14 protein-coding genes are annotated in these 19,597 nt (G+C 40.3%); 12 read left to right on the top strand and 2 right to left on the bottom strand.

What is annotated here, in order from left to right:
• Positions 1-116 precede the first annotated feature (116 nt).
• From GHD25_RS04610 to GHD25_RS04570, 9 genes are all read left to right on the top strand, one after another.
• Positions 117-1,469, top strand: a complete 1,353-nt coding sequence (locus tag GHD25_RS04610; RefSeq protein ID WP_346426771.1) for an ABC transporter substrate-binding protein — start codon at positions 117-119, stop codon at positions 1,467-1,469.
• 221 nt (positions 1,470-1,690) lie between these two features.
• Complete coding sequence (locus tag GHD25_RS04605; protein WP_164215203.1) at positions 1,691-2,566, top strand: carbohydrate ABC transporter permease; 876 nt, start codon at positions 1,691-1,693, stop codon at positions 2,564-2,566.
• 32 nt (positions 2,567-2,598) lie between these two features.
• Complete coding sequence (locus GHD25_RS04600) at positions 2,599-3,414, top strand: carbohydrate ABC transporter permease (protein ID WP_164215202.1); 816 nt, start codon at positions 2,599-2,601, stop codon at positions 3,412-3,414.
• 173 nt (positions 3,415-3,587) lie between these two features.
• Complete coding sequence (locus GHD25_RS04595; protein WP_164215201.1) at positions 3,588-4,811, top strand: Gfo/Idh/MocA family protein; 1,224 nt, start codon at positions 3,588-3,590, stop codon at positions 4,809-4,811.
• 28 nt (positions 4,812-4,839) lie between these two features.
• Positions 4,840-5,574 carry a GntR family transcriptional regulator gene (locus tag GHD25_RS04590; protein WP_164215200.1) on the top strand — a complete coding sequence of 245 codons (735 nt, stop codon included), beginning with the start codon at positions 4,840-4,842 and terminating at the stop codon, positions 5,572-5,574.
• A gap of 215 nt (positions 5,575-5,789) precedes the next feature.
• Entirely contained in the window at positions 5,790-7,016 is a 1,227-nt protein-coding gene (locus tag GHD25_RS04585) for a threonine synthase (protein WP_164215199.1), read from the top strand.
• A 550-nt stretch (positions 7,017-7,566) separates the two neighbouring features.
• On the top strand, positions 7,567-8,403 hold the full coding sequence (locus GHD25_RS04580; protein ID WP_164215198.1) for a hypothetical protein: 837 nt from the start codon (positions 7,567-7,569) through the stop codon (positions 8,401-8,403).
• 130 nt (positions 8,404-8,533) lie between these two features.
• A complete protein-coding gene (locus tag GHD25_RS04575) occupies positions 8,534-8,722 on the top strand; it encodes a hypothetical protein (protein WP_164215197.1) in 189 nt (62 codons plus the stop codon).
• A gap of 82 nt (positions 8,723-8,804) precedes the next feature.
• Entirely contained in the window at positions 8,805-10,412 is a 1,608-nt protein-coding gene (locus tag GHD25_RS04570) for a glutathione ABC transporter substrate-binding protein (RefSeq protein WP_164215196.1), read from the top strand.
• 46 nt (positions 10,413-10,458) lie between these two features.
• Here GHD25_RS04570 and GHD25_RS04565 read toward each other — a convergent pair whose 3' ends face one another.
• Together GHD25_RS04565 and GHD25_RS04560 are read right to left on the bottom strand one after the other, a co-directional pair.
• Entirely contained in the window at positions 10,459-11,373 is a 915-nt protein-coding gene (locus GHD25_RS04565; RefSeq protein WP_164215195.1) for a response regulator, read from the bottom strand.
• A gap of 4 nt (positions 11,374-11,377) precedes the next feature.
• Positions 11,378-12,517: a sensor histidine kinase gene (locus tag GHD25_RS04560; RefSeq protein ID WP_164215194.1), complete on the bottom strand. Its 1,140-nt coding sequence runs from the start codon at positions 12,515-12,517 to the stop codon at positions 11,378-11,380.
• A gap of 395 nt (positions 12,518-12,912) precedes the next feature.
• Between GHD25_RS04560 and GHD25_RS04555 the strand changes: the two genes are divergently transcribed.
• The 3 genes from GHD25_RS04555 (at position 12,913) to GHD25_RS04545 (ending at position 19,358) form a co-directional block, all read left to right on the top strand.
• Positions 12,913-14,163, top strand: coding sequence for a dicarboxylate/amino acid:cation symporter (locus GHD25_RS04555; protein ID WP_164215193.1), 1,251 nt, complete (start codon positions 12,913-12,915; stop codon positions 14,161-14,163).
• A 196-nt stretch (positions 14,164-14,359) separates the two neighbouring features.
• Entirely contained in the window at positions 14,360-15,814 is a 1,455-nt protein-coding gene (locus GHD25_RS04550; protein WP_164215192.1) for a M14 family zinc carboxypeptidase, read from the top strand.
• Between the two features lie 565 nt (positions 15,815-16,379).
• On the top strand, positions 16,380-19,358 hold the full coding sequence (locus tag GHD25_RS04545; RefSeq protein WP_164215191.1) for a M14 family metallopeptidase: 2,979 nt from the start codon (positions 16,380-16,382) through the stop codon (positions 19,356-19,358).
• Positions 19,359-19,597: the final 239 nt, after the last annotated feature.

Here is a 19,597-nt window from a genome sequence, read left to right as displayed (position 1 = left end):
TATCATGATGAAAAGAAAAGAGGTAGATAAAAAGGGAGGATATGGGACTTTCATGAACTGTCTGAGGCCCCATTCTTTCAGAAAATACTTTGAACAAGTGCTGTTTTAACCGGGTTATGGAAGAAATGTTTCAACATGCAGGTACAACAAAAAGAATTGCAGGTAAGGAAGGACGATATTTCATTTATAAAAAAACGGTAATGGAGGAGATTCTTTTGATAAAAAGGTATAGTTTAACCGTTCTGTTCATCCTGCTGCTCAGTGCAGTCCTTGCTGCTTGCGGCGATGGGGCAGAAGATGCAAGCAGTGAAACGGATGGGGAAAAAACAATCAGCTTTATTCACTGGCGCGGGGAGGATACAGATTCTTTTAATAAGATTATTGATAAATTTGAAGAGGAATATCCGGATATCAAGGTGAATATGGATGCTTTTCCAAGTAATCAGTATGAGTCCACATTACAAACAAAATTAAAGGGTGGCGCGTCCGGTGATGTGTTTGCCATGCTTCCGGGTGTTCAATTTGATACCATCATTAATGCTGGACTGGCTGCAGATATTTCGGACGAAGACTTTGTCTCAAGATTTAATTCCCAATATACGACAGTAGGTGAAAGTGACGGAAAACAGTATGGATTACCATTACAATTAGTTTTTAATATTCCTGTTTATAACAAAACGATGTTTGATGAATACGGACTGGAGCCCCCGAGTGACTGGGAAGGTTTTCTTGAAGTAAATGAAACATTGGCAGAAAACGGTGTAGAATATCCCATCGTATTTCCTGCAGCAGATAATGGACCCGGTCAGTTTATGAACCCGATGATGATGAACAACGAACCGGAAGAAGGAATTTGGATTAAGGTGCAGGAAGGCGAGAGAAAAGTGACAGAAGACTGGTGGGTGAAGACCCTGACACAAATTAAGGAATTAAACGATAAAGGTTATTTTGGCAATGATGCGTTAGGAATAACCCAGGATAATTCCGGTACGATATTTGCCCAGGAAAAAGCAGGAATGCTTGCAATGGGATCTTATATGATGGCACAGGTGCATAATCAAAATCCGGATATGGAGATGGGATTGCTTGCCCCGATTACAACTTCTGAAGAAGACATGGTTTGGGAAGGGATCCACACGACGACATTTATGCTGTCCGTCAATGAGGAATCTGAGTACAAAGAGGAAGCAAAGAAGTTCATCGAATTTTTAACCCGGCCGGAAAACGCTTCCATTTATGCAAATGATACAGGCCAGATGCTTACGCTGGAAGAGGTTAATTATGAAAGTGAAGTGTTAAAGGCACAGGAACCGTGGACAGAAAAGAATACCATTTTTCAGCCAAGATATACGATTACAAATGGACAGGTGCAGGATGCTGTTTTAGGTTCTATTGATTCCGTTTTAACCGGGGTAGAACCGGAGGAAGCAGCGGAGCAGGCGCAGCAAATCATTGATCAATCGTTATAAGACGCACCTTGGATTTATAATTAAATTACCTGGGTAAAATCAGGAAGGTTCCTCATCCCCTGATTTTATCCAGGCTAACATTATTACTTCACGCTGCCTTTATAGGTTTTTCCGCAGCTGGCATGAATCTGAAGTTGATGGAATGATGACTGTTTCATAGAGGAATATCAAAGGAATTTACTCCGTTCTTATAAAGTCTTTCTTTTACAAGGGGGGATATTGTGCAATTTAGTAAACGAATCTATCTTTTTCTGATCCCGGGAGCGCTGCTTTATTTTACCTTTTTTATTTTACCGACACTTGGCGCGTTTTTCTATTCCATAACAGACTGGGATGGCGCAAACACAGACTTCAATTTTGTTGGACTGGCAAACTACATGGACTTGTTTACGAATGATATTGTTTTCATGAAATCGTTGGGAAATAATTTAAAGTTCTTATTGGCAGTTGTTATATTTCAAACTATATTCTCGTTAATATTCGCATTGATTCTTTTGAAGAATACAAAAACAAATATATTTTTCCGGGCACTGTTTTTCTTCCCTACGATTCTATCATCGGTTTCCGTTGCTTTTATTTGGTCGTTTATTTATGCGCCTTCTATTGGTCTCATGAATCCTTTTTTAGAAAGTATTGGTTTGGGAAATTTAACGCAAAATTGGCTTGGAAATCCGGAAATCGCTATTTTCTCTTTGGCATTTGTGCAAATTTGGTTCCATACCGGACAAGTGATGATTATTTTTATAGCCGGACTGCAAAATGTACCGAAAGAGCTTTATGAAGCAGCCATTGTCGACGGGGCAAGCAGGTGGCAGCGGTTCGCAAAAATTACATGGCCGCTCATTGCACCTGCCACGACCATGGTTGTGGGGTATACGATCATCCAATCATTTAAAGCCTTTGATTTAGTATTTGCCATGACCGGCGGAGGTCCTGCATTTTCCACAGAGATTTTGGTGACCTTTATTTATAATTCGGCATTCAGTCATTACCAGTTTGGTTATGCATCTGCAGCATCTGTTATATTGATGATCATTGTCGCCGGGATTACATTGATACAGTTCCGCTTAATTGGCAGAAATAAGGTGGAACATTAATACTAAGGCCTTGAAATAAAGGAGGTATGCTGATGATTCGTTCTCTATTCAAAAAAATACTTGTTCTTTTATTCGCTTTATTGATCATTATCCCCGTTTTTATGGTCGTTATCACCACATTGAAAACAAGTGATTATTTCTATTTAGATCCAACGGGGCTGCCTGATCCGGTCACATTTCAAAACTTTATTGCTATCGTTACTGAAAATAATTTACACATACATTTTTTAAATAGTCTCATTGTTTCTGTATCAACCATACTGTTATGCTTATTTGTAGCAAGTCTGGTTTCATACGTCATTATGCGTTTAAAAGGCTGGAAAAGTGCATTGCTTTTTGGTTTGTTCATTCTGGGAATGATGCTTCCTGCACAGGTAAATATGATTCCGTTATATGGGGTGCTTGATACGCTTGGGCTGTTAAATAGTTTAATTGGTTTGGTTTTAGTTTCGACTACTACTTTTATGCCGGTTGTCGTATTTATCGTGGCAGGATTTATGAAAACGATTCCGGGAAGTATGATAGAAGCCAGTACAATGGATGGAGCATCCGAATGGCAAATTTACTGGAAAGTAGCCTTGCCATTGTCGGCCCCGGCTATGGCAACAGCGGCAATTTTTGTTGGAGTCATGGTTTGGAATGATTTATTATATCCATTATTATTCGTCGCATCCCCGGAAAAGAAAACCCTGCCACTATCTTTATTGGATTTCCAGGGAGAATATTTTACAAACTATCCGATGATTTTCTCGGGTGTATTGATAGCATCTATACCTATGATCATTCTGTATATTTTCCTGCAGCGTTATTTTATGGAAGGAATAACTGCAGGGGCAAATAAAGGGTAGGCATGCTTGGAATGTGAAGAGTCAACAGATAAGGCAGGAACAACACCAGGGTTATAGGATAAGCCTGATATTTCCAACTGATTGACTTAATGGAAAGATAATACAAAGCATATGAGAAATGAACAATTTGACCAATCTTACTGAATTCCCGATGATGGAGGAGGAGATAATTCATGTTAAAATCCAAAAACAATATAAAAGGCTTTTATTCAGCAGCAAAACATTTAGGTGACTATCTGCCTGAGAAAGACAGGTACCTGTCAAAAAATGAAAAGCCCAAATATAGATTTAATATTATTGGAGCCGGAAATATAGGAAACGAACATATAAAGGTAACGATGATGGAAGGAAGAGGGGTGGTAAACGGCATATATGATACAAGTGAAAAAAGTGCTGCACATACAAAAGAAATGTTTCATAAAAATTACCCCGGATATGAGCTGACAGTCTATACCACGCTGGATGAAGCATGTAATGATCCTGAGGCAGATGGCTTAATCATCTGTACTCCAAACTTTACGCATATGGATATTTTGAAGGATGCAATGAAGTCAGGGAAACATATACTGCTTGAAAAACCAATGGCAACAACAGTAAGTGATGCTTATATGATGAAGGAATGGGCGGAATCCTATGAAAGTGTGCTACAAATCGGCCTGCAGTACCGATATAAAGCCATCTATGTGGAGGCCATTCATGAAGCTTTACAAAGGAGATCAATTGGTGATCTGAAAACGATAAGTATATTGGAACATAGAATTCCATTCCTGGATAAAGTGGACCAATGGAATAAATTCTCGAATTACTCCGGCGGCACATTTATAGAAAAATGCTGTCATTATTTCGATTTATTTAATCTGTTTGCCCAGTCCAAACCGGTGAAGGTGTATAGTACAGGGGGAGCAGCAGTGAATTTCACAGATTTTGAATATGAGGGCAATCAAAGTGATATCATTGATCATGCATTTGTAAATATTGTATATGAAAACGGTGTCCGGGCAAATTTTAATCTTTGTATGTTTTCGCCAATGTTTTATGAAGAACTCATTTTGTGCGGAGATGAAGGGCGGTTAAAGGCTTCTGAAAGTGAACAATTTAATTCCCTGCATGCGAAGCGGAATCATCTTGAAGTAATGCGGGTGGATGGCGCCCCTTCCAAAGTGATGACACCGGGTTATTCATCAATAATCGAAGAAAGTGGACATGGGGGATCCAGCTATTATGAACAAGTTCATTTCATAAATAGTATTGAAGGCACAGAGGAGCAGCAAGTTACCGTTGAGGAAGGGTTTTGGTCCATTGTTGTCGGTTCGGCAGCAGAAGAATCATTAAAAACGGGAAAAGCAGTAAATATTGAAGAGCATTTAGCTCATAACAATATAAAACAGGTATACTAGTTTATTTGTTTGAGGAAGGAACATAAATATGAAAAATACTAAATTAAAAAATGGAAGCCATGCTCCCCTTTACCATCAAGTAAAGGAAATACTTGCTGCAAGAATTGCGGACAGTATCTGGAAGCCCGGCGACTTAATACCTACGGAAACGGAGTTAATAAGAGAGTTTGACGTCAGTCGCACAACGATCAGACAAGCGATTAATGTACTGGTTCAGGAAGGTTTACTGGAAAAACAGCAGGGAAAAGGGACCACGGTAAAATCACTGAAATTAACAGGTTCCCTGGGGAGACTTACCGGTTTTGCCGAAGAAATCATGGAAAGAGGCTATGTCCCGAAATCTAAATTAATCAGGGCAGAGTTCAGAGATAATCTTTTCCTTGAAAAAAAGAAACTGCAAATTGCAGATGACGAAGAAATATTATGCATCCGCCGGATCAGATTTGCCAATGATGAGCCGATAGCACTGGAGAAAACAAGCTGGCCTAAATATATTGGTGAGATTTTAATGAAACATGATCTGGACAGCGCAAAGTTTTATCAGATATTGGAGGAGAATCATATTTTTCTGAAAAGAGCCGATGAAACAATTTCCGCTATCAATGCGACATCATATGAAGCTGATTTGCTGGGAGTCAGTACAGGGACGGCTTTGCTGCAAATGGACAGATTAAGTTACGGGGTGGAAGATAAACCGATTGAGTATACGCAGACAAAATTCCGGTCTGATCTTTATCAGTATAAAGTGGATTTGCACAGATAATGTTATGGAAGTCTTGCCAATGATGTTTTTTTAATAGAATGTCTTAAAAGGCGTGATGAAAAAAAGATTATCTATCAAATCTTGCTTTATCCCTGCCGAAAAAATGAGGGGAAAAAGATATTAACCAACAACATGGATGATTAATTTATGCTGTTTTCCTTCCAATGCTATCGCCGTCTAGCTTTCTAACCCATAATTTTATAAGGAGGAGTAAAATGAAGTTTAGTTACATATCTCATCTATATTGTCCAAAGTGTTCGGAGAAATATGAACGTGATAAAGTGCAGCAATTATGTAAATGCGGTGCACCGCTGCTCGTTAAATATGATTTACATTCATTGGCTGCTCAATGGAAGCCGGATGATTTAGCCGGACGCAGAAATGACCTGTGGCGGTACCATGAATTATTACCTGTGGCAGATGAATCAAATATTGTATCGATGGGCGAGGGAATGACACCCTTAATTGAAATGTTATCGATCAGTACCAATATCGGAATAAACCATTTGTACATGAAGGATGAAGGCATTATTCCGACTGGAACATTTAAAGCCCGGGGCGCTGCAGTTGGTGTTTCCAAAGCAAAAGAACTGGGTGTAAAAGAGTTTGCCATGCCGACAAATGGCAATGCCGGCGCAGCGTGGGCGCTTTATGCCGCAAGATCGGGAATTTCCTCTACCATCGTGATGCCAGAAGATGCTCCTAAAATTACGAGAAATGAATGTGCCATTTCCGGTGCTAACTTATATTTGGTGAATGGTTTAATCAGTGATGCAGGGAAAATCGTCGGTAAAGCTGTGGAGGAATATAATTTATATGATGTGTCCACATTAAAGGAACCATATCGAATTGAAGGCAAGAAAACGATGGGACTTGAAATAGCTGAGCAATTTGACTGGGAAGTGCCTGATGTAATCCTTTATCCTACCGGAGGCGGCGTTGGATTAATTGGTATTTATAAAGCGTTACGGGAATTACAGGAATTAGGATGGATCAATAAGGAGAAAATGCCAAGGCTGGCAGCAGTTCAATCAGAAGGCTGTGCGCCGATTGTAAAAGCCTGGCAGGAAGGTAAAAAGGAATCAGCATTTTGGGACAACTCGGAAACCTTGGCATTCGGAATAAATGTACCTAAGGCATTGGGAGACTTTTTAGTTCTGCAGGCTATTTATGAAACAGCAGGCTGTGCCGTATCGGTAAGTGATCAGGCTTTATTGGAGGAGCAAAAACTGATTTCCCAACAAGAAGGGCTTTTTATTTGTCCGGAAGGGGCTGCAGCATTTCATGCGGCACGTAAATTGCGCAATGAAGGCTGGATTAAAAAGGAAGAAAAGGTAGTTGTGCTTAATACAGGAGCTGGGATTAAATATCCGAATACAGTAAGTGTGGATGTTCCGATATTAGAACCGAATGAATCTATAAAGCCGGTAACGATCATGTGAAACACAATGTAATAATGCCCGGAGGATGTATGTCCAGCGGACTCGCTTTATCATTTTAGGAATTAATAGAAAGAGAGGGTTAGTTTTGGATTGTTCTCATTTCCGGCAATATCTTTCATGATATTTCAACCCCAGATACATGATTCAAGTTGTATCTGGGGTGTTTTGTGTTTTTTTGCCGAAGAAAAGCGGAAAGATACGTGGAATTTTATAGTACAAATAGTACAATAGAATTGTAATGATGGATCTGCCTATTAAAATAAGAAGGTTTACACATACATGTTCAAAGAGACTTAGTCCAAGCGGCAGGTATATCATCTTATTCTATTATCAGGATTTCGCTCTCCGCTATGTATGGGGCTGATGGTACAACCGTTAATTTAAAAATACTTAAACGGGAAGATATTATATGGAATTTATAAATCTAATAAAAGAATTAACAGGCAAAAAAATTTTTAAAGGAATTTTGTTATTGATAGCCTTCTCCTTAATAGTTTATCATTTTAACCTGATTAAAAATGGGATGATATTCATAGTCGGGGGATATCCTTTGTCAATCCTGGGGGCAGTTCTTATTGCAGCTCTTATTTTATTGATGAAATATAGTGATAACCAATCAAATAGGCTTGTAAAAGAAAGCCTGGACAGACACTATAAACCTTTTAAAATAAGTACAAATGCTGTAAATAACGTTTATTTTACATTGGTTGATAATGATAAAATTGAAAACAATTATTATATAACTGTTCAGATTGTGAACAACAATGAATTATCAGCAATAAACAAAATAACCGGCACCATTTCTGTTTACTCACGCGACCCTGAAGTTAGCGCAAAAAGAGTGTTATATAAAAGTTTTAGTGTGCAAAACTTAAAAAGCAGAACATCTTACCGGATTGATGCTTTTCCTGTTTCCCGGGACTTGTTCAATTGGTCTTATTTTGAAATAGAAATAATCGACCTTTCCTTTAAGGATGAAACTTCTTTTAAAGATATAAAATTACAGAGCAAAAGAATAATCAAAAATACTGCCTGGATTCTTAATCATTTAAGTTTATACGACTATAAGCTGGGGTTCATACCTACTAAATATAATCTGAAATGGCTGAAAGATAAAATAAGATCAATAAAAAATTTCATTTATTTTCTTTGCTCCCGAAATGTCTATTACTTCAGTTACCCTGATGATCCGCAGCAGCAAAAAAGCATAATACAAAGTCTGAGAAAGGACTTCATCCGAAAATGGTTTTTCAGATTACTTTTTGGGACAATGATCATTATTTCCTGCTTCATCATCGGCATTTCCATTATTCAATTATTAAATCTGATTATCGTTTTTTTGCAGAAACTTGGTGAATTCATAAGCATCCATATAATGAAGGTTTAACGAAAATCACATTTTGCCCTCAGACAGTGTTGGCAGATCGAGATGAACTGTTTGAAAAGCTGCTTCATCCTTATACCTATGTCGAACGGGAAACGAAGCGTTTTCCAAAAGAAAGTAAATAAAAACACCCTTGGCTGGAAAAATGGCCAAGGGCACCTCGTATTCTTTAACTCTTGCCGCTCTTCTTTATCTTTCTCTCCCAGTCTACTCCGATGCTCGCAGTCTGAAATTGAAACGCATCTGCGGCATTACTGCTGCCCTTTGTTGTAATGGTTTGATTTTCATCAATTATAATGATGAAAATGCGAAAATTATTTAAATTTGTTGAAATCTTTATTATTTTAGTATAAACTTCAAATAATTAATAGTTACATATATTCAACAGGGGAAGGATGACAGAAATGTATTTGCTAAAACGCTTTGGAATGACAGCATTTATACTATCCATTGTTTTCTTGCTAGCTGCATGTGCAAGTGAGCCTGAGGATACCGGCAGTGAAGAAACCACAGATAATGGGGAAGAGGCAGTAACGGAAGGTGAAGGCGGAGACTTGATCATCGCAAAAGGAACGGATGTCGTATCACTGGATCCGAATGGTTCCAACGACATATCCTCCTATGACGTACAAAGAAATATTTTTGAGACACTGGTAAAGCAGAATGAAAATTTGGAGCTTGTTCCTGGGCTTGCAAAGGAATGGGAAGCAATAGAAGATAATGTGTGGGAATTTAAACTGCAGGAGGGGGTAACTTTTCACGATGGATCCCCGTTTAACGCGGAAGTAGCGAAAGCGAATATTGAGCGTATCATTGATCCGGAAGTAGGTTCATCCCAGGCTTCCTTATATGAGATGATTAACGACATTGAAGTAGTGGATGATTATACAATCAGGCTGACAACGGATTATCCATTTGCACCACTGCCTGCTCATCTTGCGCATCCTGTAAGCGGTATCGTATCGCTGGAAGTAATAGAAGAAGACTATGCAGCGATGGAAGATGGCGCAGAACCGGGAACCATTATTAATGAAAATCCGATTGGCACCGGTTATTTTAAATTTGATGAATGGGTGACAGGTGAATATGTGGACTTGTCCAAAAATGAAGATTATTGGGATGGTACAGCATTGCTTGATACCGTCAGATTTAAAGTGGTAAATGAGGATTTAACCCGTATTGCCGAACTGAGCACAGGGGACAGCCATGTGTCGAGTCCGCTGAGTACGTCGGATGTAGGGCAGATTGAACAGATGGATGGAGTATCAGTGCATCAGCAAAGTATTGTAAGATATTCCTATGTCGGTTTTAATATGGATAAAGAGCCATTTGACAACCAGCTTGTACGACAGGCGATATCAATGGCTGTCGATAAAGAATTGATCATTGATGGTATTTTCGAGGGTTATGGTATACCTGCGAATACGCCGATCCCTCGTGACATTGAGGGGCATGATGAAACCGTGGAAGACTATGAGTATGATGTAGAAGGTGCGAAGGAATTGTTGGCGGAAGCCGGCTATGAGGATGGTTTTTCCACTACCATCTGGACAGATGATGAGCGCGAACAAATGGATACCGCTGTCAATGTGCAGTCCCAATTGGCCGAGATTGGCATTGATGCAGAAGTAGAAGTGCTTGAATGGGGTGCATATCTGGAACAAACCGCCAACGGGGAGCATGATATGTTTGTCATTGGGTGGACGAGTGGAACAGGGGACCCTGATTACTCTGTTTATTCTTTATTCCACTCGAACAGTGTGGGTGCTCCCGGTAATCGGACCTTTACCGAAAATGAGGAATTGGATGCCCTGTTGGATGAAGCACGTCAAACAACAGACGTGGATGATCGCATGGCACTCTACAGTGAAATACAGGAGCTGCTCGTGGATATCGCACCTGCCATTAATATCAGTTACCCGGAATATTTGATGGGTGTGGATGATAGTGTTAAAGGGCTGTCCCAGCTGCCGACACAGTATCTGGAATTAAAGGATGTCTATATCGAATAGTACAGCTGCCTGTCAGCGTGCTGCATAACCGCGCTGACAGGCATCACTATGCCAGTAACTGCTTTGCTTCAAAATAAAGCACAAGGATGAATTTTTTCGTATTTACCCGGATTGGCGGGGTGGATGGACGGTTATTTTTAATCTCCTCCATCCTTTTTTGTACAATGTCAAAATCAAAAAATTTGGGTGCATATTTTTCAAATGTCGGATTCATAAAATCTTCTAACCCGAGGGAAGCAAAATGTGTCAATGAATGGTATATGGCCCTGCGGATTCGCTGTTCAGCAGCTTTGATTTCCCGGTTTAATACCTGCTGTGAAGAAAGCTCTTTTTTATCCTGTATCACTTTTAAATAAATATCTTTTAATGGAGGCAGACCGTCATTAAACGTTTCTTCCCTTTCATATTTAAATAGAAAGTTTAAGATATCCAATAAATCCTGGTGTCCTTTTTCACCGGTAATTCCTGCTTCGGACAAGAGAAACTCGGCACTTGCTGTTAAATCGCTGCTTGAGTTGCCGCTTTGTTCCTCAGCGGGGTTATCGGGAAGCAGGTTTTCTGTTAATTTATATATATTATGAATGGACTTTTCCAACTGGATATTCTCTATCACATTTTTAATCACGGACAGGACTTCTATTTTATTTATTGGTTTCGTAATGAAATAGGTGACTCCCTGGGAATACGCCTTTTCAATTAATTCTTTTGATTCTATTTGGGAAATCATAATCGTTTTCCCCTGAAAAACAGGTTTGAGGTCCTGGATGGTTTCGATGCCATCTTTTACAGGCATTAATAAATCAATGAGTAAAATATCTATTTTTTTTAAGAGAGAGTATTGTTTGTCCAGTTTGGAACCATTCTCCGCTTCGGCTACTACGACTCCCAAGTCACCATCTTCTATGATTTCAGCCAGCATGGCACGTGTGCTTTCATCATCATCCACGATATAAAATAACATCATATCACTCTTTCATCGCTATATTTTTCATTGGCAATTGTATTTTATAAGACGTTCCGCTTATTTTCCCAACCTTGCTTTGCAGGGATATTTCCCCTTCCAGGCTTTCAACCATCCCTTTTACATAGGTTAACCCTATTCCAGTGAATGAGCTGCCGGCATGATCATATTTATTCGTAAACCCGGGTTTGAAAACTACATGCATTTGATTGTTTGGAATTCCCGGACCATTATCTGTAATTTGAAATTCAGCCATATCATCTGCCCTTCTTACACTGATATATATTTTTCCTTCATGTTCAATTGCTTCTATTGCGTTTGCAATCAGGTTATTGATCATGGAAAGGATTTGGTATACATGATAACGGGGATGTTCTCCCTGTGTATGGGAAATAATTTTAATATCTTTTTTTAATGAACGGGCATACTTATTATTGGAAGTTACCGCAAGATCCACTATTTTGTTTATTTCCATATGCTCCGAGAAACTTTTATCCGTGATAAGTCTGGAGAGTCCTGAAAGAATTCTTTGGTTATCCTTCTTGATCTCATGAGTTTCTCCAGCAATTTTCAGCGCCATTTGGGTTAATTCCGGATTATTTTCCACGTTTAATAGTTTTGTATATAAATGATAGGCGTCTTTGGTAATAGATTCACTGTTCACCAGCGTCTTCTGTAAATGAATTGATTCCTCGTACAAACTGGAAATGACTAACGTAAGCTGATCATTTTGTTTTTGTATTTCTGCCTGTTTTAATTGTGTTCTATAAAGAATTAGCAGATTTAATAAACCTACGGTGGAAAAACTTCTGAAGATCGCTATTATACTCACTTTTTGAATGTCTTCAAAGGTGATCATGGAGTGAAAAGCGATATATTGAAACGTCAGTTCCCCCAAACTTGCTAAAATATCAAAGGATGTTCCCAAAAGACTGATTAAAATTGATCGCTTTATAAAGCGTTTTGCTCTTGTTACATAAAACAGACAACCGAAAGTGAAGTAGTAAAAAAAAGTCGGGTAATGCTGGATAAAAGCGCTGAATAGGTCATCATGAAACAAATCCAGTGAAATCCGAAAAGTGACAACGGCTGTCCCTGCTAAAATTCCCGATAGAACAGCAGGAACTTTTTTGTGTGTTATCAATAAAAAAAAGAAAAAAGTTGGCATCCCAAAGCTGACACGAAAAGAATCATTAAAAGGATAAAAATTCAATTCCCCGGCTAAGGGAATGAGAATCATTACATAAAAAAAGATATATTTATTGTTTCTTAACAAAGGGACCAATTTTCAATTGCCTCCCTGCAGCCATAAAAAGTTCAAATAAAATGTACTTTTTGTAGTTTTTAGTTAATTATCGTAGTTTATATTTTATAATAGCAGGGAGAACCAGTTATTGTAAATGTATTTAAAATATTTTGTAATATTTAGATTGTCGGAAAAGTAAGCGATTACAATTATTTGTAAGGGGGTGATAGGAATAAAGGTGTATAGATACAAATATAGGAAGTGTCGTTAAAATCTATAAAGGAGGGAAATTTATGAGATTGCTTAGAGCAAACCTATTGACGCAAATTTTAATCGCATTTGTTATTGCTATCACGCTTGGCATTATATTCGGCGAATCAATTGAAATAATAGCGCCATTGGGCGATTTATTTTTAAGGCTGATTAATTTCATTATTGCACCATTAGTGCTGGCTACGCTTGTTATTGGGGTAGCAAGTATTGGTGACATAAGGTCACTGGGAAGAGTCGGTTCCAAAACGGTCGGTTTTTATCTTATCACCACAGCGATAGCTATTATAATTGGCCTGGGCCTGGCATTTCTAATTTCACCTGGTGAGGGTTTGTCGCTGGACACGGCAGTAACAGAGGAAGTGGAAGTAAATGAATCTGAAGGAGTTATCCAGACATTACTTAATATTGTGCCTGAGAACCCATTCACCGCTTTAACACAGGGTGAAATGCTGCAGATTATTTTCTTTGCTATTTTTATTGGACTGGCCATTACGGTGGTTGGCAAAAAAGCAGATCCTGTTCACCGCTTTTTTGATGGGTTTGCTGAAATCATGTTTTGGATTACCGGTGTGATTATGCGGTTTGCACCCATTGGAATTTTAGGGCTTGTCGCTCCGATCATTGGAGAGTATGGCGCCTCCGTATTGCTGCCGCTTTTAAAAGTGATTTTGGCAGTCGCCATTGCTTGTCTGTTACATGCCATCATAGTGTATTCTTCATCAATAAAAGTATTTTCGGGAATGAATCCTTTTACATTTTTTAAAGGAATTACACCTGCTGCTGTAGTGGCCTTCAGTACAGCCAGCAGTGCGGGAACATTGCCGGTAACGATGAAAAATACACAGGAAAATTTAGGTGTATCAAATAAGATAAGCAGTTTTGTTCTGCCGCTGGGAGCGACCATAAATATGGATGGGACAGCTATTTATCAAGGTGTTGCAGTCATGTTTATTGCCCAGTTCTATGGACTGGAACTATCCCTGATGCAGATTCTTACCGTTGTGCTTATGACAGTGCTTGCTTCGATTGGAACTGCAGGAGTACCGGGTGCGGGAATGATCATGCTCGCCATGGTTCTGGCTTCCATTGGTCTGCCGCTTGAGGGAATTGCTTTAATCGCCGGTATCGACCGGATCCTTGATATGTTCCGGACTACAGTGAACATTGTGGGGGATGCCTCCGCTTCTGTAGTTGTAGCAGGAACTGAAGGAGAATTTAAAGAGCGGTCTGCTGTGATAGATTCGGAAAATGAAGCAAAAAGGAAGATTTAAAATAAATTACAGGTTATGGAGTTTGCTGTGTAATTGTAAGATTCATAATCTGAGATTAATTAAAACACCATAGGAAGTTAACATACAGGAAAATTTTTATTGAGGGAGGCTGATTTAAATGTATTACGATAATACCTCATAACAACCATGAATCTATGAAACCAGGTCCGATTAAAAAAATTTTAAGGAGGATATTATGAATACAATGTTAAGGGACAACGCATGGAAAAAAATAGTTTTTTCTGCAGTGGTTTTATTAATCATGTTCATTCCGGTCAGTGGAATTTCAGCTGAAGCCGAGGAAGATTGGATGACCAATGAAGAGATGATAGAAAGGCTGAACGACATTGAGGAAGCCAGCGACGGAAAAGTGGAACTTGGAACTTTGGGACAATCCTCTCAAGGAACGGACATCCCTATGGCACGTGTTGGAACAGGTGACCAGGTGGCCATCATCAATGGTCAAATTCATGGGAATGAGTTTAGTGGTCCTGAGGCAATTATCAGCATGCTGGAAAAGCTTGCGGATGACAGCTCTTTTTCCCAGCATATCCGGGATGAGGTGACCATCGTTTTCATTCCTCGTTTTAACATGGATGGTGCCGTATTGACACAAAGACAAAATGTCTTTCCATGGGAACAAGTAGTGGAAACTTACCCGCATTTGGAAGGGGCCGACTCAGCTTGGTACTATAATTCAAGAGCTGAAGGTTTTGATATAAACCGTGATTTTAATGCGGATTTGGACTATGAAGTACAAGCAGAGGATTTACCGGGGAATACACTGTTGCCAGGATTTTTCCTTACAAGTGAGTCCCAGGCGCTTAGAGATCTTTATATCGAATTGCGTGATGAGTTTGGACATGTAGAGCTGTTTGTTGATGTACATCATATGGGGACTCCGGATATGAATAAAACAGGTGAACCTGTCACCATTGCTATCGACTTTCCGCCGCTTGGTCCTGAAGACAGTGGTAAATACGATGATTGGCCATTATTGGACCAGGACAAGTCTAAGCGTTACTCGCTGGCCGCTGCACTTGGTGTAAAAGAATTATCTGACGAAGAGGAGTCAGGTGTGGCTCAGTATATACACTTCCAGGAGCGGGACTATCCTGGACAGGCAAGATCTGCCCTTGCGCTTAACGGTACTGCGACCGTTCTGTTCGAAATGCCTGGACAGCAGCCTGCATATGGCTATGATCAGGAATTGATAGATCGTGTGGAAAACGGCTTATGGGGTATGATTACACGGGCTGCAGATGGTACCATCGATGATTTGAACGGGGATGATTTCCTTACTGAAATTCCAAGGTACTGGACGGACAACATAACAGATATGCGGGATGTTGTTACGGGACGCTTTACGGAAGAAGGACAGTTTGAAAATGCAAGAGATGCACGTTTATTGGATAACCACTTGGCTGCACTGGAAATTTATGAACAAGAAGAAGATGCAGAAAAGATGGTTAAGCACTTAAATGGATTTAAAGATTTGATTGATCATCAGCGGGAAAACGGATCCATCGAAAGAGCAGCCTATAGCAGGCTTAACAGTGATACAAATCTATTGCTTGAAAGATGGGAAAACAAACTTTACAGCAATGTGAGCTTTTCAGTGGAAAGATGGCAAAATAATTTAATAGATTAATGGCAAGAGCAGTTCAGGGAATGAACGAACGAAAAGCTTTTGAAACTGGGAACCTTGTGTTCCCTTTTTTTTGCAGCATAAATTTTGTTACTGCAATTATTTGACAACTTGTACTAGTCCAATAGATCTATAAATCTATGATTACCTCCTTTTTTATTGGGCTAATGACATGCTCATTTTTGCAGTCCCGATTGATGATGCGGGAAAGTAGTGTAATAGACCCGATTTTGACATTTTCTTCTCCATAAAACCTCACTTTATACATATGCCATTGTCGGAAAACGTCTAAAAATCCCTGCTTTTATACTATATACAGTTATATTAATAGTATGGTATTTTGAATAATAATCTGTTTATTTTGAGTATCAAATCTATTTTTCAGGAGGGAACCAGCTTTTCTCCTGGAACTGCTGACCCTGAGAAAATAATCGGGCAAAGTTCGAGCTTTTTCAGGATTGGCTTTTTTACGATGGGACGAGCTTTTATCGCAGTCCCAAGTTTTATACGGCAGGACGCGCATTCAGCGCAGTCTTTGGGACCGAAAATAATGGGAGGGGGAGAATGAATGAAGAACTTATTTAGAGGCTGGCTGGCAATTTTATTGGCTCTTGCGCTCGTATTTCCTGTTTCGATGCCTGTTGATACAATTAGCGCAGCCGAAACAAGTGAGACAACGGAGCTGGATGTAAGCAGAGATATTTTTTCTCTTACGGAAATACGCACAGTAGAGGTTCAGGCCGACTTTGGTGAAGAGGTGGACCTTGATGAACTGGAGTTTGAGTTTGGAGGAAAAAGCCTTTCCGAGTGGAAAAAATGGAGCGGGGGCAATAACTATAATGGGGAGCCATTTATTAACGTCATAGATGGACCTTCATATGTTGATGGCACAACCGAGGTAACAGCTACAATCGAGTTTGGCCTGCCCTATAACACTGCTAATTTATCAAACCGGACGATTCGCACGCAGTACCAGCAGTTTATCGGCGAATACGAATTGGCGATGATCAACCCGGAAAACGGGGAAAAGGCAGCGGCAGATGTCAAACTGAATGTATATGACGAATTTTTATTTTACGATGAAATAAAGCCGGCTATAGATCAAGTGTTTGAAGAAGCAGAGGATGCAAATGACCGTTATCTGGAATATCAGAATCTCGGCCAGTCAGCAGAGGGGCGTGACCTGCATTTTGTGATTCTGGCAAGGGATGAGGAAGCGGTGGATACTTATTTGGAAGAAACACTGCCTCAAGCATTGGAAGACCCTGAAAGTTTAATAGAGGAAATAGAAAACGATACAATAGGTGACTATCAAATTCCAATTTGGTTTAATAACATTCACCCGGATGAAGTGGAAGGGGTGGATGCCCAGGTTGAACTATTCAAGAAATTTGCACTGGAGGATGAAATCACTTTTGATATCACAGAAGAAGAGGAAGAAAGAACTGAAACGCTGGAGATGGATGAAGTTCTTGATGATGTGATTTTCTTATACATGTTTACAAATAATCCGGATGGCAGGGCTGCAAATACACGGGCCAATGCACTTGGCTTTGATTTGAACCGCGACAATCACTATCAGACTCAGATAGAAACGCAGCAGGTGACACAGGTAATTGCAGACTGGACACCACTGTCGTTTATTGATTTGCACGGCTACGTAAACGGATTTTTAATCGAGCCAACGACGCCTCCGCATAATCCGAATTACGAGTATGACCTGCTTTATGACAATATGATTGACCAGGCCCATGCAATGGGACAAGCCGGCGTCGGCAACTCGGATTTGGATTCCTATTTTATTCCGGCACTTGACTGGGCAGACGGCTGGGATGATATGACTCCCGCCTATACAGCCACATTTGCCATGCTGCATGGATCGATGGGCCATACCGTGGAAGTGCCGACATTAAGTCAGGATAGTCTCCACGCGGCGGTCGGGACAGGTTTGGGTTCTACTTTATACGTCACTGAAAATAAGGATGAACTGTATAAGGACCAGCTTGAAATATTTAAACGCGGCGTAGATGGGGAAGATAACCGTGCAGTGGATGAATATTTTATAAATGCAGCCGGGGAATCGATCGGCAGACAAAGAGGGGATAACGAAAATTTCTTCCCTGATTACTATGTGATTCCAACTGACGGAGAAAATCAAAAAAATAACTTGCAGGCACATAAAATGGTGGATTATTTGCTCCGCAATGGAGTAAAGGTGGAACAAACGACCAGTGATACGCAGGTGAATGGCAATACGTATCCTGAAGGAACGTTTGTCGTGCCAATGAATCAGGCAAAACGCGGGCTGGCAAATGCCATGCTATACGAAGGGGAAAATGTATCCGACTGGAACGCGATGTATGACCCGATTGTCGTGAATTTCCCGGCGCTGCGCGGTTTTGATATAGAAGAAGTCCGTGAGCCGGGTGTTTTTGAAAATACTTCTGAAATGGAAAGTGTCACACTGCCGACAGGTGAAGCAGATGGAGATGCCTCCAAACAAGTGTTGAAAAATACGAACAATGATACAGTCAAACTGGTAAATGAGCTTTTGGGAAATGGAGTATTGGTGGAAAGAGCGGTCGAAACTAATGATGACGTGAATAAGGGCGATTTTATCGTCAGCACAGCAGACTTATTGCGATATGGCAATGACTATTATTTTGAAGCATCGGCTTTGGATAGTTCCACCCGGTTAAAAACAGAGGTACTAATACAGCCGAAAGCAGCGATAAATGGATCAGGGCAATTGGCATTTTCCCTGAGGGATCTTGGTTTTGACCTGGTCGACCAGGCTGAAGCAGATGTTGTGGTAAGTGATTCAAGAAACTTTAATCTCGATAGTTTATCCGGAAAGTCGTTTGTAGGGATTGGTGTCAGCGCACTAAATGCCGTGAATAACAGCGGCGCACTCCCGGGGTTCAGCTTCGGCAGCACCAGAAACGGTCATGAAGGATTGGTTAAAGCGACCGTCCATGATCATATGCTGACTTCCGGTTACCAGGAGAATGAGCTTTTGTATACTACTTCCGGAGCATGGATTAGTTCTGTTCCTGAAGATGCGGAAGTATTGGCATCCTTCAGCGGCGATGATGATTTCTATGTTGCAGGGTGGTGGCCTGGCAACGACAGAGCACAAGGTCAGACGCTTGCCTTTACACAGGAGCTGGAAGACACCGAAATTACGCTTTTTGCCAATGATCTGGCATTCAGAGCGCACACAGAATACAGCTATCGTCTTTTGGCAAACAGCATCTTTTCGTCTGCCTCAGAGGATACAGCTGGCAGTGTAGCAGATATGATTACACTTGTTGACAGCTATAAGGAGTCCGGAGAATTCGCGGATGATCAAACTGCCCGTGCCTTGAGTGTCCATCTGACTGCCGTGAATGCTTATGAAGAACAGGGAATGGATGAAAAAGTGGTAAGACACCTGGAGAGCTTCAAGCTGCTGCTGGATCATCAGCAACAGAATGATCTTATTTCAGACAGGGCATATAACGTGCTGATGGTTAGTGCTGATTATTTGATCAGAGAGCGGGAGTAGACCTGGCCCCCCCGTAGAATGCGGTAAAATTCAGCGGGAATGTTTAATCCATTTCATCTGACTTAATCACGTATAAACCATAAAAGACTGCACTTCAATTTTATCTTTGGGGTGCAGTCTTTTAATTGATGATGCAATATGATAGTGATCCTGAATACACAGGCACCTTTCGAATTTTTTGATAGCTGCCAAAGTTATTATGTGTTCCTATCCCGTATCTGTAAGATACTGAAATACAG

This window comes from Virgibacillus aidingensis (assembly GCF_010994035.1).
Classification (GTDB): Bacteria; Bacillota; Bacilli; order Bacillales; family Amphibacillaceae; genus Virgibacillus_N.
Note: the sequence above shows the minus strand (reverse complement) of the source record. Positions and strands in the feature narration are given on the sequence as shown.

Excerpts from the sequence above, each read along its gene's own strand:
- GHD25_RS04610 (WP_346426771.1), top strand. The coding sequence starts at position 117 with ATGGAAGAAATGTTTCAACATGCAGGTACAACAAAAAGAATTGCAGGT.
- GHD25_RS04600 (WP_164215202.1), top strand. The coding sequence starts at position 2,599 with ATGATTCGTTCTCTATTCAAAAAAATACTTGTTCTTTTATTCGCTTTA.
- GHD25_RS04595 (WP_164215201.1), top strand. The coding sequence starts at position 3,588 with ATGTTAAAATCCAAAAACAATATAAAAGGCTTTTATTCAGCAGCAAAA.
- GHD25_RS04590 (WP_164215200.1), top strand. The coding sequence starts at position 4,840 with ATGAAAAATACTAAATTAAAAAATGGAAGCCATGCTCCCCTTTACCAT.
- GHD25_RS04585 (WP_164215199.1), top strand. The coding sequence starts at position 5,790 with ATGAAGTTTAGTTACATATCTCATCTATATTGTCCAAAGTGTTCGGAG.
- GHD25_RS04570 (WP_164215196.1), top strand. The coding sequence starts at position 8,805 with ATGTATTTGCTAAAACGCTTTGGAATGACAGCATTTATACTATCCATT.
- GHD25_RS04565 (WP_164215195.1), bottom strand. The coding sequence starts at position 11,373 with ATGTTATTTTATATCGTGGATGATGATGAAAGCACACGTGCCATGCTG.
- GHD25_RS04555 (WP_164215193.1), top strand. The coding sequence starts at position 12,913 with ATGAGATTGCTTAGAGCAAACCTATTGACGCAAATTTTAATCGCATTT.
- GHD25_RS04550 (WP_164215192.1), top strand. The coding sequence starts at position 14,360 with ATGAATACAATGTTAAGGGACAACGCATGGAAAAAAATAGTTTTTTCT.
- GHD25_RS04545 (WP_164215191.1), top strand. The coding sequence starts at position 16,380 with ATGAAGAACTTATTTAGAGGCTGGCTGGCAATTTTATTGGCTCTTGCG.